The sequence below is a fragment of the Streptomyces kurssanovii genome (assembly GCF_040677245.1).
Lineage (GTDB): Bacteria > Actinomycetota > Actinomycetes > Streptomycetales > Streptomycetaceae > Streptomyces > Streptomyces kurssanovii.
This window is the reverse complement of sequence record NZ_JBFAQK010000031.1, coordinates 41,677-66,994: the sequence shown is the minus strand read 5'-3', so window position 1 is coordinate 66,994 and position 25,318 is coordinate 41,677. Positions and strand designations below refer to the sequence as shown.

Below are 25,318 nucleotides of genomic sequence, written 5' to 3'. Positions count from 1 at the left end.
GCGCGTTTCATGGCGTACGACGTCGAGAAGCCGGACGAGCAGTGGCGTGCGGAACTGACCCCGGGCGAGTACGCGGTGCTGCGCCAGGCAGGGACCGAGCCCGCCTTCGTCGGTGAGTACACGGACACCAGGACGGCGGGCGTCTACTCGTGCCGGGCCTGCGGTGCGGAGCTGTTCCGCTCCGACACCAAGTTCGAGTCCCACTGCGGCTGGCCGTCCTTCTACGACCCGAAGGACACGGACGCGGTCGAGCTGGTCTCCGACACCTCCCACGGCATGGTCCGCACCGAGGTGCGCTGCGCGCGGTGCGGCTCCCACCTGGGCCACGTCTTCGAGGGCGAGGGCTACCCGACCCCGACCGACCAGCGGTACTGCATCAACTCGATCTCACTGCGTCTGGAGCCGGACGAGTCGTGAGGTGAACGGCACAGGGCCCGTCGGCACACGCCGACGGGCCCTGTCGCGTATCCGGAAGGGTCAGCCCCCGACGACACCCGACTTGGCGATGGTGACCTTCGCCGAGGGGGTGCCGGAGCGAGAGCCCAGGCCCTCGATCTTCTTCACGACGTCCATGCCCTCGACGACCTCGCCGAACACGACGTGCTTGTTGTCGAGCCAGTCGGTGACGATGGTCGTGATGAAGAACTGCGAGCCGTTGGTGTTCGGTCCCGCGTTGGCCATGGAGAGCTGGCCGGGCTTGGTGTGCTTGAGCTGGAAGTTCTCGTCGGCGAACTTCTCGCCGTAGATGCTGCGGCCACCCGTGCCGTTGCCGGCGGTGAAGTCGCCGCCCTGGAGCATGAAGTCGGGGATGACGCGGTGGAACGAGGAGCCCTCGTAGCCGTAGCCGTGCTCGCCGGTGGCGAGCTCACGGAAGTTCTTGGCGGTACGGGGCACCACGTCGTCGAAGAGTTCGAAGACGATCCGGCCCGCGGGCTTGTCGTTGATGGTGATGTCGAAGAAAACGTTGTTGGCCATTATTTCATCCTGGCATCCGGGGCCACCCGGATGCACATCCGCCCCTCCCATCGACGGGCCGGGCTCATCCGGACGCCGACACCAGACCCGTCTCGTACGCGATGATGACCAGCCGCACCCGGTCCCTGGCGTCGAGCTTGGAGAGCAGACGGGTCACGTAGGTCTTGGCGGTGGCGACGCTGATGAACAGCGTCTCGGCGATCTCCGTGTTGGACAGCCCGCTCCCCACCAGCGTCAGCACCTCCCGTTCGCGGTCGGTGATGCCGGTGAGCTCCCGCCCGGTCCCGGTGCCCGCGGGGCGCCCGGCGAACTCGCGGATCAGCCGGCGGGTCACGGCGGGGGCGATGAGACCGTCGCCGGCGGCCACCACCCGCACCGCCGCGAGGATGTCGTCCAGAGCCATGTCCTTGACCAGGAAGCCCGCCGCCCCGGCGCGCAGCGCGCCGTACACGCAATCGTCGTCGTCGAACGTCGTCAGGACGATCACATGCGTCCCGTCGAGCCGCTCGACGATCCGACGTGTCGCCTCGATGCCGTCCGTGCCGGGCATCCGGATGTCCATGACGACCACGTCGGGGCGCAGCTCCGCGGCCAGTGCGACGGCCTCCGCGCCGTCACGGGCCTCGCCGACCACCTCGATGCCCTCCGCCTCGGTGATCACCATCCGCAGCGCCGCGCGGACCAGGGGCTGATCGTCGGCGAGTACGACCCTGATGCTCATCGCACACCTGCCGGCACGGGCAGCCGGGCGGCGACCCGGAAACCGCCTTCGGGGCGCGGGCCGGCGGAGAAGTCGCCGTGCAGCAGGCCCACCCGCTCCCGCATGCCGACGAGGCCGTACCCGGTGTCCGCCGTCGCGCCGTGGCCCCGGCCGTCGTCGACGACCTCGATCGACAGCTCGTCGTCCCGCTGCTCGAGGGTCACCCGGCAGGAGCGGGTGCCCGCGTGGCGCACCACATTCGTCACCGACTCCTGGACGATGCGGTACGCCGACAGGTCGACCTCCGGCGGCAGCGGCCGCTGATCGCCCACCCTGCGCACCTCGACCCGGACGCCCGCTGCCGTGGTGGCGGCCGCCAGCCCGTCCAGGTCCGCGAGCCCCGGCGTACCGGCCGGCCCCTCCCGCCGGCCGGCCTCGACGACCTCCGCCTCCCGGAGCGCGCCGAGCATCCGCCGCAGTCCCGCCAGCGTCTCCCGGCTGGTGGTCTCCACCTCGCCCAGCGCCTCCCTGGCCTGCTCGGGCCGGCTGTCGATGACGCGCCGGGCCGCGCCCGCCTGGAGGGCGATGATGCCGATGCTGTGCGCGACCATGTCGTGCAACTCCCGTGCGATGCGCAGCCGTTCGTCGGAGACCGCCTGGGCCGTGCTGCGCTCGCGCAATTGCTCCGCGTGGGCCCGGGACTCGTGCGCGGACGTGCCCATGAGCCAGGCGACGACAGCCGTCAGGGCCACCGCCAGCTCGGCGGAGGTGCCCGTGTTCCAGCCGCTCAGCCACCGCGTGGCCAGAAAGCCGGCCAGCACCGCGAGCGCCGTGGTGACGGCGATACGACCGGTCCGGCGCGACCGGGCGGCAGCGACGAAGTACAACGCGACGTCGACGGCCAGGAACTGGGCCAGTGGGATCTCGCCCACGCTCAGCGGAATCGTCCCCAGCACCGCCGCGGCCAGCAGCCGGCCGACCGCGGCGAGCGGCCGGCGGCTCAGCAGACGGCTGCCGTCCAGTGCCAAGGCAGTCGCCAGCGCGAGGAAGGTCAGGCCGTCCCAGCGGTAGAAGACCACTCCGGCCAGCACCAGGGGCTCCTCCTCGCCTGGCAGCCGGAGCCGGACCAGGAACGTGAAGACCAGGCCCGCGCACCAGGCCAGTGCCGTCCAGACGCCGGGCGGCGCGTTCCACCACGGCTTAGGGGGCCAAGTGCCCTCGGACAACAGGGAACGCGGTGTCGCGGACATGGCGTGATCGTAGACGGAAGCCCTACGACCCGGAATCGGACCGTGGGTGTACAACCACGGTCGACGCGGCGCCGCCGCGAATGCCCGCCCCGGTCCGATGCCGGAAACGGTCCGGTCCAGGGAGCGTAGGGCGCATGATCGAAGTCAACGAACTGACGAAGCGTTACGGCGGGACGACGGCCGTGAAGGACCTGACGTTCACCGTGCGTCCGGGCCGGGTCACCGGGTTCCTCGGCCCCAACGGCTCCGGCAAGAGCACCACGTTGCGGATGGTGCTGGGCCTGCACGCCCCCACCACCGGCACGGTCACCGTCGACGGCCTGCCCTTCCGGGACAGACGGCGGGGACTGCGGCACGTGGGCGCGCTGCTCGACGCCGGCCAGGTGCACGGCGGGCGCAGCGCGGCCGCCCATCTGACGGCGCTCGCCCGGTCCAACCGCATCCCGCGCGCACGGGTCGGGACGGTCCTGGAACAGGTCGGACTCGCCGGCGCCGCGCGGCGGCGGATCGGCGGCTACTCCCTCGGGATGCGGCAACGGCTCGGGATCGCCGCGGCGTTGCTCGGCGATCCGCCGGTGCTGCTCTTCGACGAGCCGCTCAACGGGCTCGACCCCGAAGGCGTGAAGTGGGTGCGCGGGCTCTTCCGGGAACTCGCCGGAGAAGGACGCACGGTGTTCGTCTCCAGCCACCTGATGTCCGAGATGGAGCACACCGCCGACGAACTGGTCGTCATCGGCCGGGGCGAGCTCATCGCCGCCGAGAGCCTCACCGACTTCGCCGCACGGGGGAGTGGCGCCGGCGTCACCGTCCGCACCCCGGACGGCGACCGGCTGGCGGCCCTGCTCACCGGCGAGGGAGCGACCGTCCGCGTGGACGGCGACGTGCTCACCGTCGCCGGGGTGCCGGCGGCACGCATCGGTGAACTCGCCCTCGACCACCGGATCCTGCTGCACGAGATCACCACGCGCGGTGCGTCACTGGAGGACGCCTTCATGGAACTCACCGCCGACAGCGTCGAGTACGCGGCAGGAGAGACCCGATGACCACCGCCCTCGCACCGCACACGGCCGAACCCCGCGCCCGCTTCCTCGATCTCGCCGCCGCCGAGTGGCTCAAACTGTGGTCGCTGCGCTCCACCGGCTGGAGCCTGCTGGTCGCCGCGCTGGCGGTCCTCGCGTTCAACGCGGGCAAGGCCTGGGACAACGTCCGGTACTGGCCGGACGAGGCGGGGTACGCGGAGAAGTTCATCGCCGACGGCATCCCGCTGATGCACGCCTTCACCACCGACGCGGGCACGGTGATGATGCTCGCGACCGGCGCGTTCGGCGCGCTCGCCGTCACCGGCGAGTACAGCACCGGGCTCATCCGCACCACGTTCGCGGCCGTCCCCGCCCGCCGGTCGGTGATGGCGGCCAAGGTCTGTGTCGTAGCGGCGGTCATGACCGTCTTCGGCGCGGTCGTCGCCGCGGTGTCGTTCGCCGCCACCCAGGCGATCCTGTCCACCGAGGACGCCGGCGTCTCCCTCGACCACCCGGGCGCACCGCGTCTGGTCGTCGCCTCGGCGCTGCTGGCCCCGGTGGCCGCACTCGTCGGCGCCGCGCTCGGCACGCTGATCCGGCACGGCGCGGGCGCGGTCGTGGGCAGCGTCCTGGTCCTGCTGCTGCTTCCCCTGGTCCTCGGCGAGGACCGCCACTGGTCGGCCGTCCTCGCCCACGCCACGCCCTACGTGGCCTGGATGCGCCTCGGCGACAGCCAGTACGACCCCGGTGCGGTCCCCTACCCGTGGACGGCCGGCGGGGCGTGGACGGTGTACGCGCTCTGGGCGCTCGCGGCGGCCGCGGTGGCGGTGGTGACGGTGCACCGCCGCGACCAGTGAGCCGTACGGCCGTGACAGACACCGGCGGCTCGGCGCCGGCCCAGAGCGGGGCGCCCTCAGGCGACCGTGTGACGTCAGTCGTAGAGCGTCGCCAGGGCCCGGGCGGAGGCGGCGACGCCCTCCCGAAGCTCCGGGGGTGCGAGCACCTCCACCTGCGGGCCCAGCCGCAGCAGCTCGGACTCCGCGTGCTCGAGGCTCTCGACGGGGATGACGGCCCGGTACCAGCCGCCGGGCTCCGGCTTTCCCCGGCCCACTCCTTCGAGCACCGCCTGCGCCGCGACGTCCTTGAGCCGGGCGATGCCGGCCGGCGAGATGCGTATCTCCGCTTCGCCCTGCCACAGCCGCTCCTGCAGGCGCGCCGTATGGGCCTGCCAGTGACGAGCCAGGTCGAAACGGTCCGGTGGATCGAACACCTCGTCCAGCGGCTCCAGGGCGACGATCTGCCCGATCCGGTAGGTGCGCAGGTCACCGCCGGCACGGGCGACGGTGTACCAGCGGCCGGCCTTGAGCACGATGGCCTGGATCACCAACTGGCACATGGACTTCACCCGGCACCCGGCCACGGACCGCGTCGCCTGAGCCCCGGCTTCGCTACGCCGGCGGGGCAGGCCGCTCCGCGGGTACACCCGCTTGTCGACACAGCCGAGGGCGTCCGCCACCACCGTGGCGCAGTGTTCGCGCCCGATGTCACTTCGCATCAGACGGGTACCCTGCCACGGCGGAACGTGGGGGGAGATCGCCGACGCCTGCGCGGCGTCGGCACGGCGGTCCGGCGACACGGTGCCGACCTGCGTCGTGGATGCGTGGGCGACCGACGGACAGGGGCTCCGCCGAAGCGACGAAGGAGCGGGGGAGCGGGGCATGCGGGCCGGGCGGCAGTCGCTGGGGAGAGGGTTCGGGTGGCTGTGGGCGGCGTACGGGGTCAGCACGTTCGGCACGTGGCTGGCGTTCGACGCCTTCGCACTGATCGCGATCCTGGCCCTGGACGCCGGGCCCACCCAGGTGTCGCTGCTGGCGGCCGCCGGACTGGCGGTGGGCGTGGCCGTCGCGGTGCCGCTCGGGCCGTGGGTGGAGTTCCGCCGCAAGCGGCCGGTGATGATCGCCATGGACCTGCTCCGGTTCACGGCCCTGATGAGCATCCCCGTCGCCTACGTGCTCGGCGCGCTGAGTCTCGCCCAGCTCCTCGTCGTGTCGGTCGTCGCCGCCGCGGCGGACATCACGTTCAACGCGGCCGGCGGCGCATGTCTGAAGGCGCTGGTACGGCCCCGGGACCTGCTCGTCGCCAACGGGCGGCTGGAAGCCACCACATGGACCGCCACCATCGTCGGACCGCCGCTCGGCGGGGCGGTGATCGGCCTGTTCGGCCCGGTGACGTCCCTGGCGGCCAACGCGGTCAGCTACCTGCTCTCGGCCATGGGCATCCGTGCGATCGGCGGCGGCGAACCGCGACCCGCGCGCACCGACGCATCGCCACGGCTGCGTGGCGCCGACCTGTTCGCCGGATGGCGTCACATCCTGTCCGACCCGGTACTGCGCCTGCTGTTCTTCAACAGCACCCTCGTCAACGCCCTGATCATGGCGACCTCGCCACTGCTCGCCGTCCTCATGCTCGGCGGTCTCGGTTTCACGCCGTGGCAGTACGGCCTGGCCTTCGCGGTGCCCTGCGTCGGTGGTCTGATCGGCTCCCGGCTGGCCCCTGGACTCGTCGCGCGGTTCGGGCAGCACCGGGTCCTGCTCACCGCCGGGACGCTACGAGCGTTCTGGTCGGTCGGGTTGGCCTTCGTCGGCCCCGGCGTCGCGGGGCTCGTGCTCGTGATGACCGTCGAGTTCGGCCTGATCGCCTGCATGGGCGTCTTCAACCCGGTGTTCGCCACGTGCCGGCTCGAACGGACCCCGTCGGACCGGGTGGCGCGCACCCTGTCCGCGTGGTCGGTCACCAGCAAGGCCACCATCGCGGCCCTGACCGGACTGTGGGGCCTGCTGGCCGCCGTCACGAGCCCTCGCACGGCGATCGCGACCGCCGGTCTTCTCCTCCTGGCCACGCCGTTCCTGCTCCCACGGCGCGTCCCGGGGGCAGACCCCGCCCAGCCGGCCTCCGCGGTCGCGGAACGGCAGGCATGAGCCGTCCCGAGGGGGCACGTGGCGCACGGCCGGGCGGGCACGCGGGCGAAATTGGGCTGCGGCGAGGCGGCGGGGCCGCTCACACTGGGCGGGCCCGATCTCCCGAGCCCCGAAGGAACACCTCCGCGTGCAGGCAGCCGTCACCGTCACCCCCGCCCAGATTCCCGAACTGCTGCTCGGACTCGCCACCGTGCGGCCCGTGTTCCTCTGGGGCGCGCCCGGGATCGGCAAGTCGTCGTTGGTGCGGCGGTTCGCCGACTCGCTGGGGCTGGAGTGCGTGAGCCTGCTCGGGACGCAGCTCGCCCCGGAGGACCTGATCGGGGTGCCCCAGATCCGTGACGGGCGATCCGTGTTCTGCCCGCCGGAGGCCATCGCGCGGGACGAGCCGTACTGCCTGTTCCTTGACGAGCTCAACGCCGCGAGCCCCGACGTCCAGAAGGCCTTCTACTCCCTGATCCTGGACCGCCGGATCGGGTCGTACGAACTGCCCGCCGGGTCCATCGTCATCGGGGCCGGCAACCGGGCCACCGACAACGCGCTGGCGAGGCCGATCGCGTCCGCGCTGGTCAACCGGCTCACGCACGTCCATCTTCAGGCGTCGGCGGCGGACTGGCTGGTGTGGGCCGGCGAGCACGGCATCCACCCGTGGGTGACCGACTATCTCACCGACCGGCCCGACCACCTCTGGTCGGCACCGCCGAAGACGGAGGAGCCCTTCTCCACGCCGCGCTCCTGGCACATGCTGTCCGACGCGCTGCACTCCTTCGGACCGGGCATCGACGAGAACACCCTCAAGGTCGTCGTCCACGGCACGCTCACGCCCGCGCACGCCGTCTCCTTCTGCGGCTACGCGAAGATCGTGCGCCACACCTTCGGCATCGAGGCGATCCTCAAGGGCGACGCCTCGTGGCCCTCGCGGCTGGAGGACCGGGACCTGCTCTACTACCTGGCGGAGGCGTTCCGCGGGCGGCTGGTCAGGGAGCTCCCCCGGCAGAAGGAGCATGTGTCGCCCTCGCTGCGGCAGACCGCCTACCGGGCGAAGTCGCTGCTGGTGCAGCTTGCGGAGATCTCCGTCGAGGTCGCCCAGACCGTCATCGCCGACGACGCCGACGGGCAGCCGGTGCTGCCCGCCTGGTTCCTCGTCGAGGCCGCCCGCGACATGCCGCGGCTGGTCGAGGCCCGGCGATGAAGGCCGCCACGGGGAAGAAGGGCGCCGCAGGGAAGAGGGGCGCCGCCAAGAAGGGCGACAAGCCCGACCCCGCCGCCGAGGCGTTCGCGGCGGGGCTGGCCCTGGTCAAGCGCAACCCGGCCTTCGCCGCTGTCGAGGCGGACTTCTGCCGGCAGGGCAAGTGCGCCGCCACCCCGGCCGGCGGACTCGCGGCCGTCGACTCGAACGGCGTCGTCCATGTCCACCCCACCAAGCGGGCGCGTCCCGAGGACTGGGCGTGGACGCTCGCGCACTGCCTGCTGCACCTCGGCTTCGGCCATGTGCCGGCGGCCAAGGACAGGCTGCGCGAGCAGCCCGACCGCTACGACCTGGCGGCCCGTTGCACGGTCGTCAACCGCTTCCTGCTCACCTTCCCGGTGGGCAGCCCTCCCGGAGACGCCCCCGAGACGTACCCGGGCGGCGACGAGGAACTGCTCGCGGCACGCTGGCGCCGCGACGGCATCCCCGCCGCCTACCTGCACTGCGGCACCGCGGGCGAGCACCCCGACCAGGTCCTGACCACCTGGCGGGCATGGGACAACACCGCCGTGCCCGACTGGGAGACCGCCTTCGCGCACGCGCTCACCCGCAGCGTCTCCGCCGCCATGGACGTGGCGGGCGGCCGGCGCGACCGGGTCACCGGCGAGCGCCTGCCGCAGCGGCCCTGGGACCGGGCGCTGAACTGGTTCGTCTCCTCCTACCCGCTGCTCGGCGGGATCGCGGCCGGCCTCACCGTCGTCGCGGACGCCGAACTCGCCCGTGCCCAGGACATCTCCGTCGCCGCCGTGAGCTCCGCCGCGGGCGAGATCTACATCAATCCGCTGCGGACCTTCACCGACGAGCAATGGCGGTTCATCCTCGCCCACGAGATGCTGCACGCCGCCCTGCGCCACGGTGAACGCCGGGGCATGCGCGACCCGTTGCTCTTCAACGTCGCCGCCGACTTCGTCGTCAACGGCTGGCTGGTGGAGATGCGCGTCGGCGAGATGCCCGAGGGGCTGCTGTACGACCCGGCGCTGAAGGACCTGTCGGTGGAGGAGGTCTACGACCGCATCGCCACCGATCTGCGCCGCCGCCGCAGACTCGCGACCCTGCGGGGCAAGGGCGTGGGTGACATCCTCGGCGACCCGCTGCCGCACGCGGCCTCCCGCCCCTACGCCGACCTGGACGACTTCTACCGGCGCGGTCTCGTCCAGGGCTTCGACCTGCACCAGTACGGCGAGCGCGGTCTGCTGCCCGCCGGGCTGGTCCAGGAGATCCGCGCGCTGGCCCATCCTCCGGTGCCGTGGGACGCGCGGCTCGCCCGCTGGTTCGACGAGTACGTGCCCCGGCCCGAGCCGGTTCGCTCCTACGCCCGCCCCGCCCGGCGGCAGGCCTCCACCCCCGACATCCCGCGCGCCGGGCGGTACTTCCCGCAGGAAGAGGTCCCCCGCTGCACCTTCGGCGTCGTCCTCGACACCTCCGGCTCGATGAACAGCACGCTGCTCGGCAAGGCGCTCGGCGCCATCGCCTCGTACGCGGAGGCCCGCGACGTGCCGGCCGCCCGCGTCGTCTTCTGCGACGCGGCGGCGTACGACGCCGGATACGTGCCGCCGGTGGAGATCGCCGGCCGGGTACGGGTCCGGGGACGCGGCGGGACGGTGCTTCAGCCGGGCATCGACCTGCTCCACCGGGCCGGCGACTTCCCGGCGAGCGCACCGGTCCTGGTCATCACCGACGGCTGGTGCGACACACTGCGCATCCGCCGCGAGCATGCCTTCCTGATCCCGCAGGGAGCCTCTTTGCCGTTCACGCCCAAGGGCCCGGTCTTCCGCCTGACATGAGGGCGTGAGGGCGTGAGGGCGTGAGGACGTGAGGACGTGACGGGCCAGGCCGGAGAGCCGGGTCAGAGGACGCCGCCCGCCTCGTCGTGGAACACCTCCGGCCAGTAGCGGTAGTCGTCGGCGTCCTTCGCCGGCAGGCAGGCCACCGGGTCGACCGACGCGAGGACCTCGATCATGGTGTCGGCGAGCTGGTGGTAGAAGTCCTGAGTGAAGTCGTGCTCCCGGTCGAGCCGTTGTTCCCGGCTGTACATCCAGACCGTGAACGCCAGCGTCGATATGTCGGCGTTCACCGGAGTCGTCGTGTCGGCGCCGTACTCGTGGTACGAGAGCAGGCCCGTGCGGCCGTCGATCACGACCTCGAAGTCGTGGACGAGGCTGCCGAGGCTGATCAGCCGGTCCGTCCCGTCCAGCGTCTGCAGCAGGTCCTCTTCGCCCCAGAGGCCGAACATGAGCTCCACCTTCGGGAGCCCCACCTCGGTGAGGAACCGGCGCGTCGGCTCGTGGGTCAGGGCGTCGGGCAGCTCGGCGGCCTCGACGCGGACCATCTCCTCCGCCCCGAACTCCTCGTCCAGCAGCCCGTCCGGCAGGTCCAGCAGCAGGCCCCGCCCCGGCCGGGCGATCAGGGACAGCGGCCGTATCGCCGAGGCGATGCGCCACACCGCCGGGATCTCGTGGTCCCAGCCGGATCGCGGTCCCGCGCTGCCCCAGTCGCCGTCGCCCCAGTCCTCCTCCGTGAAACCGGCCGTCAGCAACCGCTCGGCCTCCGCCACCACGTCTCGCCCGGTCCGGCCGGCGAGAACGGCGAACCGGCCCCGCAAAGCCCGGAAGTCGTCCACGTGCGCGAGGAACCGGGCCAGCGCGTCGACCGACGGGGCGAGCGGGATCACGTCGATCAGACGGGGTGAGTCCTCGAAGAGATACATGGTGAAGACGCGGCCCGTGGCGCCGTCAAGGACGATCTCCTGGGCGTCGTCGTCTTCACTCTGAAGATGGCCGATCAGCACAAGGCCCGCGATGTACGGATCGAGCTCGGCCCGGTCCGCTCCCTCGGCCAGCAGATCCGGCACGGGCACCGCGCCCGCCCGGGCCAGTGGGGCGAAGCGCATCAGCCCGTGGTCCGCGGGCAGACCGGGGCCGGTCAGCCGGAGCCTGGTCGCCTCGTGTGTGACGGACGGATGGAGCGCGTGCGCGGGCACACTGATGCTGGTGGTCGCGGACATGGTTCCCCCGTGGTGCTGTGCCGTGATCTCCCTACGACCACCACGATAGGAGGCACCACTGACAGCGGTGTCCGGCAGCGCGGTCAGTCCTGTGCGGCGAACGCGACGAAGCCCGTCCAGGAGCCGGGGGAGAGTGCGAGCTGGGCGCCGTCGGCGACCTTGGAGTCCCGGACGTGGACGGTGGTGGGGCAGGCGGCGACCTCGACGCAGTCGTCGCCGTCGCCGCTGCTGTAGCGGGACTTGTGCCAGGACAGGGCGACTTCGACGCAGGAGTCGCCCTGGGTGCCGCTGTAACTGCTCTTGAACCAGGCCAGTTCGGGGATGCTCATACCGCTCCTCGCAATCGCTCCAGCAGGCCTACGGAATCTGCGGGGGTGAGAGCCTGCGAGCGCAGTTTTGCATACCGCTGAAGCAGGATGCTGACCTGTTTCGGGTCTGCGATGAGCTGGCCAGATTGCTGCCCCTCCGAGTAAGCCAGCCACTTGTGGTCCGGAGTCTCGAGAAATTGCATCGGACCGTCGAGTCCTGCGTGTTGGGACTGCTGGGCAGGCATTACCTGGATTTCGACGTTACGCAGACGGGCGTGGTCCAGCATGTGTGCGAGCGCGCTGCGGGTCACTTCCTTTCCGCCCAAACCGCGGGTGATCACCGCTTCCTCGATGATGAAGCTGAACGGCACGTTGGGTTTCTCGCGGAACAGATGCTGTCGGCTCGTACGCGCGCAGACCTGTGCCTCCAACTGTTCGTCTGTCAAGGGCGGCACACTTTGCGCGAACACCGTCCGGGCGTACAGCTCCGACTGGAGCAGGCCTGGCACAAGACGGCACTCGTAGGTATCGAGGCTCACCGCCTCCGCCTCCAGCCCCGCCCACTGCCGGAACCAGCTCGCCAGTCCCGGCCGGCGCGACAGGTGCCGTGCCGCGCCCCTCAGTGTCCCGAAGGCGTCGAGCACCTCCTCCGCGCGGTCCACGAAGTCCGCCGGCGGGAAGCGCCTGCCCTGTTCGATGGAGGCGACCGTGGGGAGCGAGTACCGCACCCGTGGCGCGAACTCCTCCTGCGTCAGGCGCGCCCGCTTCCGGAACGCCTTGACCACCTCGCCGAACGCCTTCAGGCTGTCGGACACCTCCGGTTCCGCCGCGGACCCGTTCGATCCGCCCGCCCCGCCCGCCGTCTCCGTCATGTGCGGCCACCTCCCGCGTACGTGTGCCGTGCCCGTTCAACTCCGCAACGCGGCCATCGTCACGGTCCGTTACCCGTACTGTCCACCCTCCGTACCCGTACGCTGGCTCAGCGTACGGGCGTCTGATCTGGGGAAACGCGGTACGCGGAAGCGAAGTTGGGCGTATGCAGCCACCCATCACGCCTCAACAGGCGGGCACCGTACGTGTGTTCACCCAGCGCTTCAGCTCCACGCCGCTCGGCGCGCGGCTCGCCCGGCACCTCGCCCTGCACCAGCTCCAGGCCTGGGACGTCCCGCACGGCTCGGACGCGTCCGACGCGGCCGCGCTCGTCGTCGCGGAACTGGCGGCGAACGCCGTGACGCACGGCCGCGTGCCGGGGCGGGACTTCGAGTTGAGGCTCACCCGTACCCCCGGCGCCCTGCGGATCGAGGTGTCCGACACGCGCGGCGAACGCCGGCCCCCGCGTCACGTCACCGCGCCGCCGGACCTGGCGGACTCCGGCCGCGGGCTGGTGCTCGTCGCGGCGCTCGCGGACCGGTGGCAGGTGCTGGACCGCGTACCGGTGGGGAAGACCGTGCGGGTGGAGCTCGACCTGCCGGAGTCGGCGGCGGCCCGGTGACCGAGCCGACGGTCCGGTCCCCGCAGGTCAGTCGGGCGGACGGGCGGAGTCGCCGGGCGGCAGCAGCGTTCCGAGGGGACCGAGATCGAGGTTGAGATCGTCCATGGTCAGGCCGTACTGGGCACACAGGCCGGTCATGCGGTCGTGCAGCAGGAGCAGCGTCGACCCCAGCCGCTCTTCCTCCTCCTCCGTGAGATCGCCCTGGTCGACCCGGTGCAGTGCCTGTCGCTCCATGAGCTGGCGCAGCAGCTCGACGAGCGTGAGGACGAGTTTCATCAGGTCGCGTTCGACGGTGTCCGGGTCGGTACGGATTCTCCGGGCCGGCGTGGACGGCCTGCTCGCGGTCGCCGGAACGTCCTGCGGAGCGGCGGGAAGAAGCCGGAAGGCGCGGGAGGCCGCGTCCGCGACCTCGTCGAGCCGCTGTCGGGCGGGCGGGGGAGGGCCGGCCCGGCGCTCGGCCCGATCGGATCGGTCCGTCCGGTCGGATCGGTCCGTCCGGTCGGGGCGGGCGTCACCGGACATCCGGGAGACCGCCCTCCGGTGCAGGCCCCGCCCACAGCGGCCGGGTCTCCGCGTCGACGGACACGATCAGCGCGCGCAGCGAGACGCGCACGAGATCGATGTCGGCGATGGAGAGCAGCACATCACCGGTGATCACCGCCCCGCCGCTGAGCAGCCGGTCCAGCAGGTCGATCAGGGCGACCTGCCGCTGCGGGAGCGGGTCGTCGTAGCGGGGGGTCACGGGCCCGGTCACGACGGTCCGCCCTCGGCGCTCGACGCACCGGACGCGCCGGCCGCACCGGACGCGCCGGCCGCGCCGGCCGCGCCGGACGCCTCGGACGCGTCGAGCGTGTCGTCGGGCGGTGTGGTGAAGGAGTAGGGCACCCACGGGCCGGTGATCTCGACCCGTACGCCGGGCAGGTCCTCCGCCGCCCGCGCCACCTCCGCCCGGAACGCGTCCGAACGGTCGTCCCGCAGCAGATAGGCGTCGTTCACGACGTTCTCGCCGTTCGAGCCGGCCAGTTCACCCTGCTGGACCCGGTGGCGTGCCCGGTCGGTGGCGTACGCGTGGCCCGCGGCCTCGATCCGTTCCGCCGCCGTCCGTGCCGCCTCGTGCGCCCGTTCGCGGCTGCTCCGCTGCACCCTGCGGGTGCGGAGGTACGAGCGCCCCGGACCGAGGCCGGCGTCGGCCGTCCCGGGGGCCGGTGCGGTGGCAGCGGCGTCCGGGCCGGGGGACTCCGAGGGGGCGTCCACGTAGATCTTGACGCCCCACTCGACATGTCCCTCGAGTCGCGCCAGGAGCTGGACGAATCCGGCGCGGCCGGCGTCCAGTGCCTCCCGGGCGCGGTCGTCGTCGAGATAGACGGTCGCGAGCCGCAGCGGCAGCACCGTCGTCGCTCCGGCGAGCGTCTCGATCACCGCGTGATGGGCACGCGCGACCGCCTCCAGCCACTCGAGGTCCTCGAGATGGCGCCGCAGGGCGTCCTCGTCGAAGTCCCGGGCGCTCACCGAACTCGCGACGAAGGCCACCTGCCCGGGCTCGTCGGGTCCTTCCTGGCCGGAGCCGGAGCCGGAGCCGGAGCCGGAGCTGTCGCCGTGGCCGTCCGTTCCCGCGACGACACGCACCGCGGCGCCGCCCACGCCCGCCAGCTTCGCCGCGGCCTCCCGCAGCGCGACCGAGTCGCGGGCGACGGCGTAGACGTAGGTGACGGCATCGCCGCCGTGCGGAAGGCCCTCGGCGGCGGTCGTCCCAGGAGTCGTTTCCTCAGCGGTCATCGGCGCGAGTTCCTCGGCGTTCGGAGCGTTCGGAGCGGTCAGGGCGTTCCGGCCGGTCGGGGCGTTCCGGCCGTTCGGGGCGTTCCGGCTGTTCGGGGCGTTCCGGCCGTTCGGGGCGTTCCGGCCGTTCGGAGGGTTCGACGCTCTCGCGACGCTCGCGGGCGGCGGGGCGTTCATCGCGTCCGGAACGTTCCGGCCGCTGCCGGCGCTCACCGCGTTCGCCGCGCTCCTTGCCCGCGCCGCGGCCCCGGGCCCGCTTGTCTTCCCCGCCTACCCTGTCTTCCCGGCGCTCCTCGGGCTCCCGGCTTTCCCCGACTTCCTCGAGCACCCGGCCTTCCACGGCGGGCCGCGGCGTCTCCAGGGGCTCTTCGTTCCGGCCGGGCAGCGAGCCTTCGCGCCGCAGCGCGTCGATCTCCTCGCGCAGCCGCCGGTTCTCCGCGGCGAGGGACCGCTCCGTGCCGTCGTGCGACGCCCGGGACGACAGGGACGGGTCGTGCTCCCACCAGTCGATCCCCATCTCCTTCGCCTTGTCCACGGACGCGACGAGCAGGCGCAGTTTGATGGTCAGCAGCTCGATGTCGAGAAGATTGATCCGGATGTCGCCGGCGATCACGATGCCCTTGTCGAGGACCCGTTCGAGGATGTCGGCGAGATTGGAGGAGGACGAGCCCTGGGCGTACGCCGGCGCCGCCCGGGACGGGTAGGAGCCGGTCCGGTTGGCGAGTGGTTCGGTCACGATCGGAACCTCACGTTTCGCGGTGCGTGCGGTGCACGGCGTCCTCCCGTCCAGAGGCCCGGCTGCCGAGGCCCTGCCCAGAAGTCCGGCTGCCGAGATCGGCACCAGGAGCCCGGCTGTCAGCGGCCCCGGCCGCGAGCCCGACCGGTGGCACGGCCGGCCGTCACCGCCCGATGTCGGCCCGGTACGCCATGATCTCTTCGAGGCGGTCCAGCAGCTCGTCCTCCCTCCGGTCGAACGTCTCCTCGTCGATCTCCCCCGAAGTGAGCTGGGCCTCCAGCTCGGCCAGCGCCTGATGCACGGGCGCGGGGTCGTAGTACTCCTCCTCCGCGGCCTCCCGCACCCGGTCCACGACCCACACGACCCCCCGCACCGGTGCCAGCGGCAGAGTGACGATCTGGGTGAACAGACCCATGGCGCATCAGCCCTTCAGACGAAGCTGTAGGGAGGGAGCGGTCCGCTGAGCCGGAACGTGTAACCCTCGCCCAACTGGTTCGTGACACTGAGGTGGGTGGCGAGGAACAACTCCTCCTGGTCCTCGGCCACCAGGAAGGACACATTGAGGAAGTCGTCACCGGTCGGCTGCGCGGTGCTCACCTCGCGGCTGTGGGGACGGAGTGCCTCGATGACGCCGGAGGCCAGCGCCTCCTGCCGCGCCTGTACCTCGCCCGCCACCAACTCGCCCAGCCGCACCGGCAGATCGGGCGTCGCGTCACCACCGCGGATCCGGTCGTTCAGCTCCCGGGCCGTCTCCGACTCGAGCAGGATCTCGCGAAGGATCGCGTCCTCGTCCTGCGACGCCTTGAGGTTGTACTCGGCGCACCCCCGTACCGCCTCGATACGCTGCGTGTACTGCGCCGATCCCTGTTCCAGGGCGTCCCGCACCGCGTCGTCGTCGGGGGCCGTCAGCCCGAAGCGCAGGGGCAGCACCGCACCGTCGGCCATGAGGCGTTCCTGGACGGCCTGGTGCGCCATGACGTCGCGGCGCTTGGGGCGCAGTCCGTCCGGCGCGTCGCTGACGACGGCGCACAGCGACCCGGCGACCACCTTGCGCAGTTCGGCCGGTTCCTCTCCGACTCCCTCGACGCCGTCGAGACGGACCGGATGATCCTCGGCGGTGATCGAGTAGACGTACACGGCCATGGTCGCTCCTCACTGCGGGATCACTCCCGCCCGCCTTACCTTTCCCGTTCCCGCCGGGAGGCCCGCCGGGTGGACCTGCGCTCTTCCACGGGTTCCCGTTCCTCGGCGTCCGTCCCCTCCTCGAGCTCGGCGCGGTCGTCGTCGGCCTGCCTCTTCTTGCCGCCGCCCGTCAGGGAATCGGCCACGGCCTCCATCGCGCCACCGAGCGCCCCCTTCGACTTGCCCTTCGCCCCGCTCTCGAGGGTGTCGCCGACGACGTCGGTCAGCTGTGCGGGCGCCTTTCTGCCGGACTCGAGATCGAGGCGGTTGCAGGCCTCCGCGAAGCGCAGGTACGTGTCGACGCTGGCCACGACGACACGGGCGTCGATCTTCAGGATCTCGATGCCGACCAGGGACACGCGCACGAACACGTCGATGACCAGTCCGCGGTCGAGAATGAGGTCGAGGACGTCGTAGAGGGTGCCGGAGCCGCCGCCGCCTCCCCGGGAAACGTCTCCGCCCTGCGGTACCACCGTCATGGTGTCTCCCTTCGTCGCAAAGCCCGCGGCGGGCCTTCGAAGGTCGTTCAGTTCGGTCGGTCGGTCGGTCGCTCGTTCAGTTCGGTCGGTCGATCTGACCGCGGGTGTAGCGCCGGGTGCGCCGGTACTCCACCAGATCGCCCTCCTCGTCGAGCGTCACCCGGTAGCTGGCCAGCACGCTCGTGGTGTCGGGGATCCGCTCCACCTCCAACACCTCCACGTCGGCCTCCCAGCCGCCGTCCTCGGTGTGTCTGAGTGCCGATACCGACTCGGGCGGGCGGCCGAGCAGCTCCGCCAGCTGGTCCGCCGCGGAGCGCATGACGCTCGCCGCCTTGATCTTGGGACGCCGTCCGGCGGGATCTGAGGAAGTCATCGCCCCTTCTCATCACGCTCATCACGACAGGACCGCTTGCCATACAGAAACGTACAATTTCAGCATATAGGCATATTCGAGGTTCGCTGTGGAACTCGTGGACCTACCGGCTCTCCCCGGCCCCAACAGGCCCGCACCGGCATGGACGTTGAGAGGCACCAGCAGGGGAGCGAGCAACCGGGCCAGGACCTGTCGCACAGGGAGCAGCACATGAAGGACGTCAACCGAATGGCCCTCGCGGCCGCCGTGGCAGGTGGCTACGTCCTGGGCCGTACGAAGAAGGGCCGTATGGCCTTCGCGGTGGGCACCTACCTCGCCGGGCGCCGCGCCGGCCTCGACCCGCAGAAATTGATGGCCCAGGGCATGAAGACGCTCAAGGACGCCCCGCAGCTCGCGGGGCTGGGCGACCAGGTGCGGGGCGAGCTCATGGAAGCCGGGCGCCAGGCGCTGGCAGCGACCGCCGACCGCAAGATGGCCGGACTGGCCGACGCGCTGCACGAGCGCACGCTGCGCCTGGAGGGGCGTGACGAGGAGGACGGGGCGGACCGCGAGGCGGAGGCGGAGGACCGGGCGGAGGAGCCCGAGGAGGAGCAGGAGGGTGCGCGGCGCGAGCGCCGGTCCCGCGGTGCCTCTGCCGGGAAGGCCGCGCAGAAGGCCTCCGCGATGACCGCCCCCGCGAAGAAGGCCGCCGCCAAGAAGGCCCCGGCCAAGAAGGCCGCCACGACAGGGAAGGCAGCCGCCCGGAGAGCTCCCTCGGGCACGGATGCGACGTCCAGGTCCGGCACACGGCGGAGGTAAGGCCATGACCAGCACGGATCAGCGACCCGCGAGCCAGGCCGGTTCCGGCCTGGACCAGCTCCGCGAGGAGCTCGCCGGCTACGCCACCGCCCGCGCGGGACGGCTGGCCGACACGGCCGGCGACAAGGTGGCAGGCCTCTCGGACAAGCTTCTCGACGTCGCCGAGAACGGTGGCGGGCTGCCCGTCGGCGGAATGATGAAGGCCCTCATCGGCGCCAAGCTCAAGAGCACCAAGGACAATGTCGTGGGCAAGGTCAAGGAAAAGCTCGGAGGCGGCGGAGGCGGCGGACGCAAGTCCGGCGACACGAAGGTCATGAACATCGTCGAGACCCTCGACGTGGGCGTGCCCCTCCGCACCGCGTACGACCACTGGACCCAGTACGAGGCGTTCAGCGGCTTCACCAAGGGCGTGCGCAGCGTCTCCAAGAAGGACGAGACCACCTCCGACTGGAAGGTCAAGGTGGGTCCGTCCACCCGCGGCTGGTCGGCGACGGTCCAGGAGCAGATACCGGACGACCGGATCGTGTGGACGTCGGAGGGCGCGAAGGGGAGCACCCGCGGATGTGTGAGCTTCCACGAGCTGGCCCCCTCCCTGACCCGCATCGTGCTCGTCGTCGAGTACTACCCCTCGGGCTTCTTCGAGAAGACGGGCAATCTCTGGCGGGCCCAAGGACGGCGCCTGCGGCTCGACTTCAAGCACTTCCAGCGCCATGTGACCCTCACGGACGAAGAGGCCGAGGGCTGGCGCGGCGAGGTGCGTGACGGTGAGGTCGTCGTCAGCCACGAAGAGGCACTGGAGCGCGAGGAGGAGGAGCGCGAGGGCGGCGAGGACGAGGAACGCGACGACCGCGATTACGACTACGAGGACGAGGCCGAGGACCAGGGCGAAGCCGAGGACAGGGACGAGGAAGAGGACGACGAGGAAGAGGACGAGGAAGGCGGACCCCGGCGGTACGAGGACGAGGACGCCGACTACGAGGACGAGGACGAGGACCTCGAAGGCGACGAGGAGGACTACGAGGAGAAGGAGCGGGTGAAGGCGGGAACACGGTCCGGAGAGCGCCGCTGAACCCGCCGCCGGACCGGTAGCGGCCCCTACCCTGCCTGTCATGGGCATCAGCACCGGCACGGGCAATGGATTCGGCACGGGCAGGGACTCCGTCAAGGGCGGCGCCGCGCACACAGGGCGGCGCCGTTTCCTCGGCGGCCTGGGCGCGCTCGCCGCCGGCGGCGCGCTTGCGGCGTGCTCGCAGGGCGAGGAGTCCGCGCCGCGGCCCAGAGCGCGGGTGGCCACCACTCCCACGGCCCGTCCCCGCACGGCGCGCCCCCTGTTCATCGGCACGTACACCTCCGCCGAAGGGGGCGGCTCAGGGATCGCGACGGCCACGTACGACGAGACGAGCGGCAAGATCACCGGGACCGGGGTCGTCGAAGGCGTCGGTGACCCCTCGTACCTCGCCGTCCACCCCTCCGGCCGCACCCTGTACGCGGTGAACGAACGCGATGCCGGTGCCGTGACCGCCGTGCGGCTCGACGAGGGCGGCGCCCACCAGGTGCTCGGCAGCCGCTCCACCGGCGGGTCCGCGCCGTGCCATCTGTCCGTGCACCCGTCCGGACGGTGGCTGCTCAGCGCCCATTACGGCTCCGGCAGCGTCGCCGTCCACCCGCTCGCCGCCTCCGGCGCGCCGGGTGAACGCACGGAGCTGATCACCCACGCCGATCCGCCGCCAGGACCCGGTCAACAGGGGCCGCACGCCCACCAGATCGTCACCAGCCCCGACGGCGGGCATGTGCTCGCCGTCGACCTGGGCAACGACACCGTGTACACCTACCGCCTCGACACGCGGGCGGGCACGCTCGCCGAGGTGTCGCGGACGACGCTGCGGCCCGGTGCGGGCCCCCGCCACCTCACCTTCCATCCCTCGGGCCGGCACGCCTACGTGGCGAACGAACTCGACAACACCGTCGTGGTCTGCGCCTACGACCCACGGACCGGCAGGCTCCGGCCGGGCGCGCCGCAGCCCACCGGCACCGGGCCCGGCACCAGTTATCCGGCCCAGTTCGTGGTGACCGGCGACGGCAGGTACGCGTACCTCGCCAACCGGGGGCACAACAGCCTGACCCGGTACGCCGTCGAGGCCGGCGGGTCGCGCCTGCGCCCGCTCGACACCGTCCCCGTCGGGGGCGACTTCCCCCGGCACATCGCGCTCTCGCCGTCGGGCGGGCTGCTGTTCGCGGCGAACCAGCGCTCGAGCACGGTGACGGTCTTTCATGTCGACCGGCGCACGGGCGGACTCCGCCCGGCGGGACCGGCGTTCACGTCACCCGTCGCGGTGTGCGCGCTGCCGCTCTAGGCGTACCGGGGGAGGACGCGTCGGCCACGGTGACCGCCGTCGGCCGGGGCGGCCCGGTCAGCTCGGCTGAAGCAGGTCCCACTTGTTGCCGTAGAGGTCCTCGAAGACGGCCACCGAGCCGTACGCCTCGTGCCGCGGTTCCTCGAGGAAGCGCACACCCGCCGCCGTCATCCGGGCGTGGTCACGCGCGAAGTCGTCCGTGTGCAGGAAGAAACCCACCCGGCCGCCGGTCTGGGCGCCCACGCTCGCGCGCTGCTCGTCGTCGCCGGCGCGGGCCAGCAGCAGGCCCGTGCCGGCCCCGGAACCCGCCGGGCGGACGACCACCCAGCGGCTGCCGTCCCCCCGGTCGGTGTCCTCGACCAGGTGGAAGCCCAGCGCGTCGGTGTAGAAGGCGATGGCCTCGTCGTAGTCGCGGACGACGAGCGTGATCAGGGCGATGTTCTGCATGCACCGAGGTTATACGTATGACCGGCGACAATGGACGGCATGCCCGCCCTGCCGCACCACCTCGTCGAACGCGCCCGGTCCCTCGCGGCGCCGGGCCGCCGCCGGCTCCTCGGGATCGCCGGGGCGCCCGGCGCCGGGAAGTCCACCCTCGCCGGCCGGCTCGTCGAAGCGCTCGACGGCCTCGCCGTCCTCGTCCCCATGGACGGTTTCCACCTCGCCCGGCGTGAACTGCGGCGCCTCGGCCGTGAACACCGCAAGGGCGCCCCCGACACCTTCGACGCCGCCGGATACGCCGCGCTGCTCGGCAGGCTGCGCGAGCCCGATCCGGACGCCGTCGTCTACGCGCCCGCCTTCGACCGGACACTGGAGGAGCCGGTGGCCGGGAGCATCCCCGTGGCCCCCGCCGTCCCGCTCGTCGTCACCGAAGGCAACTACCTGCTGCACGACGAAGGGCCGTGGGCCCGGGTCCGCCCTCTCCTCGACGAGGTGTGGTTCCTCGAGCTCGACCAGAACGAGCGGCTGCGCCGGCTGGTCGACCGGCATGTGCGCTTCGGGAAGGAACGCACCCACGCCGAGCGCTGGGTCCACGACTCCGACGAACCCAACGCGCGACTGATCGGCCACGGCCGGGACCGGGCCGATCTCGTCGTGCCGATGAACTGATCGAAAGGCGCGGCCCCGCAGTTCACCCGCGGTCGGTACGCTCGAATCAGTGACAGGCGAGCGGAGGGCGTTGACGTGGGGTTGTTCCGGCGAGGGCCGAAGCGTGACGGACGCGATGCGCCCCGGGACCCCGAGTTCTCCTTCTTCTCCGCCGACGAGGGGGCGAGGTTCCGCGCCCAGGTGCGCGAGGCGTTCGCCGAGCAGGGCCTCGAGGTGACGGTCTACACCGACATGGTCTCCGACAGCGCCGGCCGGCAGTTCGGCCTCGGCAACCTCGCCGCCGTGTGCCACAACGACGAACGCGGGCCCCGTGTGTGGCCCGAGCTGATTCACCAGCATGTCGGCATGGTGCTGCGCACCATGGACGCGCCGTCCGCGCTGGAGACCCTGCCCGCCGAACAGATCCGCGCCCAGCTCTACCCCCGCGTCGTCGGCGCCGAGGGACTCGACCCGCGGAACTTCGCGTACGCCCGCGCAGTCGCCCCCGGCCTGTACGAGATCCTCGCGCTCGACCTCCCCGAGAGCGTCATGATGCTCACCGACGAGGCGCTCGAACCCCTGGGCGACCTGCCCTATCTGCGCGACCAGGCGCTGTACAACCTCCGCGGCCTGCCCATCGAGGCGCACGAGACCGTGAAGGACTCCGAGGGCATGCGCTTCGAGGTCGTGCTCGGCGACTCCTTCTACACGGCGAGCCGGGTCCTCGCACTGGAGACGCTGGTACGGCAGGTCACCGGCGAGGAGCTGACCCCGGACGGAGCCCTGGTGGCCATGCCCTTCCGGCACCAGCTCGCCTTCCACGCCATCCACGACACCGGCATGCTCCCCGCCCTCAACGCGATGGCCGCCTTCGCCGCCACGGGCTACGAGGACACACCCGGTGCCATCAGCCCGTACGTCTACTGGTGGCACGGCGGCACGCTCACTCAGCTCAGCGACCGTGACGAGGACGGCGAAGGTCTGCAGATCATGATCGGCGAGGAGTTCCAGGAACTGCTCGAGCGGCTCGTCGCCAAGGAGGAACGGCCCCCCGGCGACGAGAACTGAGCCGCGCCGACCACGCGGTCGACCGGTCACTCATGTCGGTGATTCCATGGACGCCCGCGCAGGTCACAGGCGTGTCGTCCGGCAGAGTTGGCGGATGCGCACTCCCCGGATCCTGGCCTCGGCCGTTCTTCTCCTGCTCGGTGTGAGCGGCTGTGTGGCCGTTCCGACGGCTCCTCGGCCCGCGCCGGCGCCGAGCCTGGCCCCGGCCGGCGAACGCTCGGCGTCGCCCGTCGTGCCGAGCCGCGTCGTCCAGCCGTCGGCGCGCGAGGCGCTGGCCTCCACCGGCCCCAAGGACCCGGCGGAGGACAAGGCGGGCGACCGGGGCGGTGCGAAGGCGCAGGGGGAGGGCAGGAAGGCGGCGGAGGAACCCGGCCGGCGGGTGCGCCCGCGGCGCCCCGCCGCGGGCCCCGCGCGTACCGTCCCCGTCCGGCCCGAGCGCCGCGCCGCCGTACCCGAGCGGCGGACGCAGCGCCCCGCGCCCCGCCCCCGGCCGCCGCGGCCCCGCACGAGCTACGACATGCGCAGCCTGTGCGAGGCCTCGGACGGTGTGACGCACTCCGACGTCACCGCCCTGTGCCGCGACGCGTACGGCTCCGGCCGGCGCTGACGGTCCCGCTGCCGCTGCCGCTGCCGCTGCCGCTGCCGCCCGGACCGGACGCCGGCGGCCCGGCGGCCCGGTCGTGGGCAACGGCCTTCAGGAGTCGGCGAGTACCGCGCAGCTCTGCGGCGGCAGGTGCAGCATCCCGTCCCCCTCCGGCGGGACGACGTCGCCCCACGCCGCCGCGATCCGGCCGCCGCCGCCCAGCGGGACGGCGGCCGTCTCCTTGGCGAGATTGACCGCCACCCGCAGATCGCCGCGCCGGTAGGCCAGCCAGCGGGCCTGCTCGTCGAAAGCGACCTTCACCGCCGCCAGGTCCGGGTCCGACAGGTCCGGCAGGGCGCGTCGCATGGCGATCAGCTCGCGGTACCACGCCAGGAGCCGGGCGTGCGGCTCCCGCTCCCGCTCCGACCGGTCCAGGCACGAACGCTCCCGGGTGGCCGGGTCCTGCGGGTCCGGCACCTGCTCGGCCGACCAGCCGTGCGCCGCGAACTCCCTCCGCCTGCCCGCCCGTACGGCTTCAGCCAGCTCCGGGTCGGTGTGGTCGGTGAAGTACTGCCAGGGCGTCGAGGCGCCCCACTCCTCGCCCATGAAGAGCATGGGCGTGTACGGGCCCGTGAGCACCAGTACCGCCGCGCAGGCCAGCAGACCGGGGGAGAGGGTGGCGGAAAGGCGGTCTCCCAGCGCCCTGTTGCCGATCTGGTCGTGCGTCTGCGCGTAACCGAGGAAACGGTGCGCGGGAGTGTTGACCACGTCGACCGGCCGCCCGTGGGTCCGGCCGCGGAAGGCCGAGTACGTGCCGTCGTGGAAGAAGCCACGGGTCAGTGTCTTCGCCAGCGCGGCCATCGGCGCACGGGCGAAGTCCGCGTAATATCCCTGCGACTCGCCCGTCAGGGCCGTGTGCAGGGCGTGGTGGAAGTCGTCGTTCCACTGGGCGTGCAGCCCGATGCCGCCCTGCGCGCGCGGCGTCGTCGTGCGCGGGTCGCAACGGTCCGACTCGGCGATCAGGAACAGCGGGCGGCCGAGGTCCCCGGCGAGCCCGTCGACGGCGGCCGACAGCTCCTCCAGGAACGTCAGCGCCCGGTCGTCGGCCAGCGCGTGCACCGCGTCCAGCCGCAGCCCGTCGAGACGGTAGTCACGCAGCCAGGCCAGCGCGCTGCCCAGCAGATAGGCGCGCACCTCGTCCGAGCCCGGGGCGTCCAGATTGACCGCGGAACCCCAGGGGGTGTGGTGGGTGTCGGTGAAGTACGGTCCGAACGCGGGCAGATGGTTGCCGGACGGGCCCAGGTGGTTGTGCACCACGTCGAGGACCACGCCGAGACCGTGCCCGTGCGCGGCGTCGACGAAGCGCTTGAGCGCCTCCGGACCGCCGTAGGGCTCGTGGACGGCCCAGGGAGAGACCCCGTCGTAACCCCAGCCGTGGACACCGGGGAAGGAGCACAGCGGCATCAGTTCCACATGTGTGACGCCCAGCTCCGCCAGTTCGCCCAGCCTGTCCGCGGCGGCGTCCAGCGTCCCCTCGGTGGTGTACGTGCCGATGTGCAGCTCGTACAGGACGGCGCCCTCCAGTCCGCGCCCGGACCAGTCCCGCCGCCAGCGGTACCGGTCCTGTTCGAAGACCGCGCTGGGACCGTCCGGGCCGTCGGGCTGGCGGCGGGAGCGGGGGTCCGGCCGTACGGGGCCGCCGTCCAGACGGAACCCGTACCGGGCGCCGTCCTCTGCCGGCGCCTCCGCGACCCACCATCCGTCCCGCCCCTGCGCGCGCTCCATCGGGTGCTCGGCACCCTCCAGCCACAGAGTGACCCGCTCCTCGGCGTTCGGCGCCCACACCTCGAACAGCAGCACTGGCGTCCCCTCGTCGTCGATGCCCCTCGACCCATGTTCTGTTCCCAC

General features: G+C 72.1%; 30 protein-coding genes. 13 read left to right on the top strand and 17 right to left on the bottom strand.

Annotated elements, in window-relative coordinates; genetic code table 11:
• Nucleotides 1-9 precede the first annotated feature (9 nt).
• A complete protein-coding gene (gene msrB, locus AB0K36_RS21785; RefSeq protein WP_364596855.1) occupies nucleotides 10-417 on the top strand; it encodes a peptide-methionine (R)-S-oxide reductase MsrB in 408 nt (135 codons plus the stop codon).
• Nucleotides 418-477: 60 nt separating this feature from the next.
• Here msrB and AB0K36_RS21780 read toward each other — a convergent pair whose 3' ends face one another.
• The 3 genes from AB0K36_RS21780 to AB0K36_RS21770 all read right to left on the bottom strand — a co-directional run bounded on the left by AB0K36_RS21780 (nucleotide 478) and on the right by AB0K36_RS21770 (nucleotide 2,925).
• Nucleotides 478-975: a peptidylprolyl isomerase gene (locus AB0K36_RS21780; RefSeq protein WP_364596852.1), complete on the bottom strand. Its 498-nt coding sequence runs from the start codon at nucleotides 973-975 to the stop codon at nucleotides 478-480.
• 64 nt (nucleotides 976-1,039) lie between these two features.
• Complete coding sequence (locus AB0K36_RS21775; protein ID WP_364596850.1) at nucleotides 1,040-1,696, bottom strand: response regulator transcription factor; 657 nt, start codon at nucleotides 1,694-1,696, stop codon at nucleotides 1,040-1,042.
• Entirely contained in the window at nucleotides 1,693-2,925 is a 1,233-nt protein-coding gene (locus tag AB0K36_RS21770; protein WP_364596847.1) for a sensor histidine kinase, read from the bottom strand. The genes AB0K36_RS21775 and AB0K36_RS21770 overlap by 4 nt, the downstream gene beginning before the upstream one ends.
• A gap of 134 nt (nucleotides 2,926-3,059) precedes the next feature.
• Between AB0K36_RS21770 and AB0K36_RS21765 the strand changes: the two genes are divergently transcribed.
• Together AB0K36_RS21765 and AB0K36_RS21760 are read left to right on the top strand one after the other, a co-directional pair.
• Nucleotides 3,060-3,968: an ABC transporter ATP-binding protein gene (locus AB0K36_RS21765; RefSeq protein WP_364596844.1), complete on the top strand. Its 909-nt coding sequence runs from the start codon at nucleotides 3,060-3,062 to the stop codon at nucleotides 3,966-3,968.
• A complete protein-coding gene (locus AB0K36_RS21760) occupies nucleotides 3,965-4,801 on the top strand; it encodes an ABC transporter permease (RefSeq protein ID WP_364596841.1) in 837 nt (278 codons plus the stop codon). The genes AB0K36_RS21765 and AB0K36_RS21760 overlap by 4 nt, the downstream gene beginning before the upstream one ends.
• Before the next feature lie 74 nt (nucleotides 4,802-4,875).
• Here the strand turns inward: AB0K36_RS21760 and AB0K36_RS21755 are convergent, their stop codons facing one another.
• On the bottom strand, nucleotides 4,876-5,499 hold the full coding sequence (locus AB0K36_RS21755) for a helix-turn-helix transcriptional regulator (RefSeq protein ID WP_364596838.1): 624 nt from the start codon (nucleotides 5,497-5,499) through the stop codon (nucleotides 4,876-4,878).
• A gap of 163 nt (nucleotides 5,500-5,662) precedes the next feature.
• Here AB0K36_RS21755 and AB0K36_RS21750 point away from each other — a divergent pair, with 163 nt between their 5' ends.
• The 3 genes from AB0K36_RS21750 to AB0K36_RS21740 all read left to right on the top strand — a co-directional run bounded on the left by AB0K36_RS21750 (nucleotide 5,663) and on the right by AB0K36_RS21740 (nucleotide 9,952).
• On the top strand, nucleotides 5,663-6,922 hold the full coding sequence (locus AB0K36_RS21750; protein ID WP_364596835.1) for an MFS transporter: 1,260 nt from the start codon (nucleotides 5,663-5,665) through the stop codon (nucleotides 6,920-6,922).
• 127 nt (nucleotides 6,923-7,049) lie between these two features.
• Nucleotides 7,050-8,111, top strand: a complete 1,062-nt coding sequence (locus AB0K36_RS21745) for an ATP-binding protein (RefSeq protein WP_364596832.1) — start codon at nucleotides 7,050-7,052, stop codon at nucleotides 8,109-8,111.
• Nucleotides 8,108-9,952 carry a vWA domain-containing protein gene (locus AB0K36_RS21740; RefSeq protein ID WP_364596829.1) on the top strand — a complete coding sequence of 615 codons (1,845 nt, stop codon included), beginning with the start codon at nucleotides 8,108-8,110 and terminating at the stop codon, nucleotides 9,950-9,952. The genes AB0K36_RS21745 and AB0K36_RS21740 overlap by 4 nt, the downstream gene beginning before the upstream one ends.
• Nucleotides 9,953-10,014: 62 nt before the next feature.
• Here the strand turns inward: AB0K36_RS21740 and AB0K36_RS21735 are convergent, their stop codons facing one another.
• From AB0K36_RS21735 to AB0K36_RS21725, 3 genes are all read right to left on the bottom strand, one after another.
• Nucleotides 10,015-11,172: an SUKH-4 family immunity protein gene (locus tag AB0K36_RS21735; protein ID WP_364596826.1), complete on the bottom strand. Its 1,158-nt coding sequence runs from the start codon at nucleotides 11,170-11,172 to the stop codon at nucleotides 10,015-10,017.
• Between the two features lie 83 nt (nucleotides 11,173-11,255).
• Nucleotides 11,256-11,501 carry a DUF397 domain-containing protein gene (locus AB0K36_RS21730; protein WP_364596823.1) on the bottom strand — a complete coding sequence of 82 codons (246 nt, stop codon included), beginning with the start codon at nucleotides 11,499-11,501 and terminating at the stop codon, nucleotides 11,256-11,258.
• Nucleotides 11,498-12,352, bottom strand: a complete 855-nt coding sequence (locus AB0K36_RS21725) for a helix-turn-helix domain-containing protein (RefSeq protein ID WP_364596820.1) — start codon at nucleotides 12,350-12,352, stop codon at nucleotides 11,498-11,500. Before AB0K36_RS21725 ends, AB0K36_RS21730 begins: the two co-directional genes overlap by 4 nt.
• 164 nt (nucleotides 12,353-12,516) lie before the next feature.
• On the opposite strand from AB0K36_RS21725, the gene AB0K36_RS21720 reads away from it, so the two are divergent.
• A complete protein-coding gene (locus tag AB0K36_RS21720; protein WP_364596817.1) occupies nucleotides 12,517-12,972 on the top strand; it encodes an ATP-binding protein in 456 nt (151 codons plus the stop codon).
• Nucleotides 12,973-12,999: 27 nt separating this feature from the next.
• On the opposite strand, the gene AB0K36_RS21715 is transcribed toward AB0K36_RS21720, so the two are convergent.
• The 8 genes from AB0K36_RS21715 to AB0K36_RS21680 all read right to left on the bottom strand — a co-directional run bounded on the left by AB0K36_RS21715 (nucleotide 13,000) and on the right by AB0K36_RS21680 (nucleotide 17,518).
• On the bottom strand, nucleotides 13,000-13,494 hold the full coding sequence (locus AB0K36_RS21715; protein ID WP_435877904.1) for a gas vesicle protein K: 495 nt from the start codon (nucleotides 13,492-13,494) through the stop codon (nucleotides 13,000-13,002).
• Complete coding sequence (locus AB0K36_RS21710) at nucleotides 13,484-13,726, bottom strand: gas vesicle protein (protein ID WP_364596814.1); 243 nt, start codon at nucleotides 13,724-13,726, stop codon at nucleotides 13,484-13,486. Before AB0K36_RS21710 ends, AB0K36_RS21715 begins: the two co-directional genes overlap by 11 nt.
• Nucleotides 13,723-14,748 (bottom strand): GvpL/GvpF family gas vesicle protein, encoded by a 1,026-nt coding sequence (locus tag AB0K36_RS21705; RefSeq protein ID WP_364596811.1) that lies wholly within the window; start codon nucleotides 14,746-14,748, stop codon nucleotides 13,723-13,725. The genes AB0K36_RS21710 and AB0K36_RS21705 overlap by 4 nt, the downstream gene beginning before the upstream one ends.
• Nucleotides 14,738-15,484 carry a gas vesicle protein gene (locus AB0K36_RS34740; RefSeq protein WP_435877903.1) on the bottom strand — a complete coding sequence of 249 codons (747 nt, stop codon included), beginning with the start codon at nucleotides 15,482-15,484 and terminating at the stop codon, nucleotides 14,738-14,740. The genes AB0K36_RS21705 and AB0K36_RS34740 overlap by 11 nt, the downstream gene beginning before the upstream one ends.
• A gap of 163 nt (nucleotides 15,485-15,647) precedes the next feature.
• Entirely contained in the window at nucleotides 15,648-15,899 is a 252-nt protein-coding gene (locus AB0K36_RS21695; RefSeq protein WP_364596808.1) for a gas vesicle protein GvpG, read from the bottom strand.
• A 14-nt stretch (nucleotides 15,900-15,913) separates the two neighbouring features.
• A complete protein-coding gene (locus AB0K36_RS21690) occupies nucleotides 15,914-16,627 on the bottom strand; it encodes a GvpL/GvpF family gas vesicle protein (RefSeq protein WP_364596805.1) in 714 nt (237 codons plus the stop codon).
• 35 nt (nucleotides 16,628-16,662) lie between these two features.
• Complete coding sequence (gene gvpJ / locus AB0K36_RS21685; protein ID WP_189471548.1) at nucleotides 16,663-17,145, bottom strand: gas vesicle protein GvpJ; 483 nt, start codon at nucleotides 17,143-17,145, stop codon at nucleotides 16,663-16,665.
• A 76-nt stretch (nucleotides 17,146-17,221) separates the two neighbouring features.
• On the bottom strand, nucleotides 17,222-17,518 hold the full coding sequence (locus AB0K36_RS21680) for a gas vesicle protein GvpO (protein ID WP_364596802.1): 297 nt from the start codon (nucleotides 17,516-17,518) through the stop codon (nucleotides 17,222-17,224).
• Between the two features lie 210 nt (nucleotides 17,519-17,728).
• Between AB0K36_RS21680 and AB0K36_RS21675 the strand changes: the two genes are divergently transcribed.
• From AB0K36_RS21675 to AB0K36_RS21665, 3 genes are read left to right on the top strand one after another with little or no spacing between them, the layout of a single operon-like run.
• Nucleotides 17,729-18,316 (top strand): hypothetical protein, encoded by a 588-nt coding sequence (locus AB0K36_RS21675; RefSeq protein WP_364596799.1) that lies wholly within the window; start codon nucleotides 17,729-17,731, stop codon nucleotides 18,314-18,316.
• Nucleotides 18,317-18,320: 4 nt separating this feature from the next.
• Nucleotides 18,321-19,385 (top strand): SRPBCC family protein, encoded by a 1,065-nt coding sequence (locus AB0K36_RS21670; RefSeq protein WP_364596796.1) that lies wholly within the window; start codon nucleotides 18,321-18,323, stop codon nucleotides 19,383-19,385.
• Nucleotides 19,386-19,425: 40 nt separating this feature from the next.
• Nucleotides 19,426-20,670 (top strand): lactonase family protein, encoded by a 1,245-nt coding sequence (locus AB0K36_RS21665; RefSeq protein WP_364596793.1) that lies wholly within the window; start codon nucleotides 19,426-19,428, stop codon nucleotides 20,668-20,670.
• Between the two features lie 57 nt (nucleotides 20,671-20,727).
• Here AB0K36_RS21665 and AB0K36_RS21660 read toward each other — a convergent pair whose 3' ends face one another.
• Nucleotides 20,728-21,117, bottom strand: coding sequence for a VOC family protein (locus AB0K36_RS21660; protein WP_364596790.1), 390 nt, complete (start codon nucleotides 21,115-21,117; stop codon nucleotides 20,728-20,730).
• A gap of 30 nt (nucleotides 21,118-21,147) precedes the next feature.
• Here AB0K36_RS21660 and AB0K36_RS21655 point away from each other — a divergent pair, with 30 nt between their 5' ends.
• The 3 genes from AB0K36_RS21655 to AB0K36_RS21645 all read left to right on the top strand — a co-directional run bounded on the left by AB0K36_RS21655 (nucleotide 21,148) and on the right by AB0K36_RS21645 (nucleotide 23,434).
• Nucleotides 21,148-21,780, top strand: coding sequence for a nucleoside/nucleotide kinase family protein (locus tag AB0K36_RS21655; RefSeq protein ID WP_364596787.1), 633 nt, complete (start codon nucleotides 21,148-21,150; stop codon nucleotides 21,778-21,780).
• 75 nt (nucleotides 21,781-21,855) lie between these two features.
• Nucleotides 21,856-22,827, top strand: coding sequence for a DUF1444 domain-containing protein (locus AB0K36_RS21650; RefSeq protein WP_364596784.1), 972 nt, complete (start codon nucleotides 21,856-21,858; stop codon nucleotides 22,825-22,827).
• A gap of 94 nt (nucleotides 22,828-22,921) precedes the next feature.
• The gene (locus tag AB0K36_RS21645; protein ID WP_364596782.1) at nucleotides 22,922-23,434 is read left to right on the top strand and encodes a hypothetical protein; all 513 of its coding nucleotides are present in this window, start codon (nucleotides 22,922-22,924) and stop codon (nucleotides 23,432-23,434) included.
• 87 nt (nucleotides 23,435-23,521) lie between these two features.
• On the opposite strand, the gene treZ is transcribed toward AB0K36_RS21645, so the two are convergent.
• The gene (treZ, locus tag AB0K36_RS21640; RefSeq protein WP_364596884.1) at nucleotides 23,522-25,267 is read right to left on the bottom strand and encodes a malto-oligosyltrehalose trehalohydrolase; all 1,746 of its coding nucleotides are present in this window, start codon (nucleotides 25,265-25,267) and stop codon (nucleotides 23,522-23,524) included.
• Nucleotides 25,268-25,318 lie beyond the last annotated feature (51 nt).

Excerpts from the sequence above, each read along its gene's own strand:
- AB0K36_RS21775 (WP_364596850.1), bottom strand. The coding sequence starts at position 1,696 with ATGAGCATCAGGGTCGTACTCGCCGACGATCAGCCCCTGGTCCGCGCG.
- AB0K36_RS21730 (WP_364596823.1), bottom strand. The coding sequence starts at position 11,501 with ATGAGCATCCCCGAACTGGCCTGGTTCAAGAGCAGTTACAGCGGCACC.
- AB0K36_RS21760 (WP_364596841.1), top strand. The coding sequence starts at position 3,965 with ATGACCACCGCCCTCGCACCGCACACGGCCGAACCCCGCGCCCGCTTC.
- AB0K36_RS21660 (WP_364596790.1), bottom strand. The coding sequence starts at position 21,117 with ATGCAGAACATCGCCCTGATCACGCTCGTCGTCCGCGACTACGACGAG.
- AB0K36_RS21665 (WP_364596793.1), top strand. The coding sequence starts at position 19,426 with ATGGGCATCAGCACCGGCACGGGCAATGGATTCGGCACGGGCAGGGAC.
- AB0K36_RS21725 (WP_364596820.1), bottom strand. The coding sequence starts at position 12,352 with ATGACGGAGACGGCGGGCGGGGCGGGCGGATCGAACGGGTCCGCGGCG.
- AB0K36_RS21755 (WP_364596838.1), bottom strand. The coding sequence starts at position 5,499 with ATGCGAAGTGACATCGGGCGCGAACACTGCGCCACGGTGGTGGCGGAC.
- AB0K36_RS21690 (WP_364596805.1), bottom strand. The coding sequence starts at position 16,627 with ATGGCCGTGTACGTCTACTCGATCACCGCCGAGGATCATCCGGTCCGT.
- AB0K36_RS21695 (WP_364596808.1), bottom strand. The coding sequence starts at position 15,899 with ATGGGTCTGTTCACCCAGATCGTCACTCTGCCGCTGGCACCGGTGCGG.
- AB0K36_RS21645 (WP_364596782.1), top strand. The coding sequence starts at position 22,922 with ATGCGCACTCCCCGGATCCTGGCCTCGGCCGTTCTTCTCCTGCTCGGT.
- AB0K36_RS21655 (WP_364596787.1), top strand. The coding sequence starts at position 21,148 with ATGGACGGCATGCCCGCCCTGCCGCACCACCTCGTCGAACGCGCCCGG.
- AB0K36_RS21675 (WP_364596799.1), top strand. The coding sequence starts at position 17,729 with ATGAAGGACGTCAACCGAATGGCCCTCGCGGCCGCCGTGGCAGGTGGC.
- AB0K36_RS21750 (WP_364596835.1), top strand. The coding sequence starts at position 5,663 with ATGCGGGCCGGGCGGCAGTCGCTGGGGAGAGGGTTCGGGTGGCTGTGG.
- AB0K36_RS21765 (WP_364596844.1), top strand. The coding sequence starts at position 3,060 with ATGATCGAAGTCAACGAACTGACGAAGCGTTACGGCGGGACGACGGCC.
- AB0K36_RS21720 (WP_364596817.1), top strand. The coding sequence starts at position 12,517 with ATGCAGCCACCCATCACGCCTCAACAGGCGGGCACCGTACGTGTGTTC.
- AB0K36_RS21705 (WP_364596811.1), bottom strand. The coding sequence starts at position 14,748 with ATGACCGCTGAGGAAACGACTCCTGGGACGACCGCCGCCGAGGGCCTT.
- gvpJ (WP_189471548.1), bottom strand. The coding sequence starts at position 17,145 with ATGACGGTGGTACCGCAGGGCGGAGACGTTTCCCGGGGAGGCGGCGGC.
- AB0K36_RS21770 (WP_364596847.1), bottom strand. The coding sequence starts at position 2,925 with ATGTCCGCGACACCGCGTTCCCTGTTGTCCGAGGGCACTTGGCCCCCT.
- AB0K36_RS21780 (WP_364596852.1), bottom strand. The coding sequence starts at position 975 with ATGGCCAACAACGTTTTCTTCGACATCACCATCAACGACAAGCCCGCG.
- AB0K36_RS21680 (WP_364596802.1), bottom strand. The coding sequence starts at position 17,518 with ATGACTTCCTCAGATCCCGCCGGACGGCGTCCCAAGATCAAGGCGGCG.
- msrB (WP_364596855.1), top strand. The coding sequence starts at position 10 with ATGGCGTACGACGTCGAGAAGCCGGACGAGCAGTGGCGTGCGGAACTG.
- AB0K36_RS21715 (WP_435877904.1), bottom strand. The coding sequence starts at position 13,494 with ATGTCCGGTGACGCCCGCCCCGACCGGACGGACCGATCCGACCGGACG.
- AB0K36_RS21735 (WP_364596826.1), bottom strand. The coding sequence starts at position 11,172 with ATGTCCGCGACCACCAGCATCAGTGTGCCCGCGCACGCGCTCCATCCG.
- AB0K36_RS21670 (WP_364596796.1), top strand. The coding sequence starts at position 18,321 with ATGACCAGCACGGATCAGCGACCCGCGAGCCAGGCCGGTTCCGGCCTG.
- AB0K36_RS21740 (WP_364596829.1), top strand. The coding sequence starts at position 8,108 with ATGAAGGCCGCCACGGGGAAGAAGGGCGCCGCAGGGAAGAGGGGCGCC.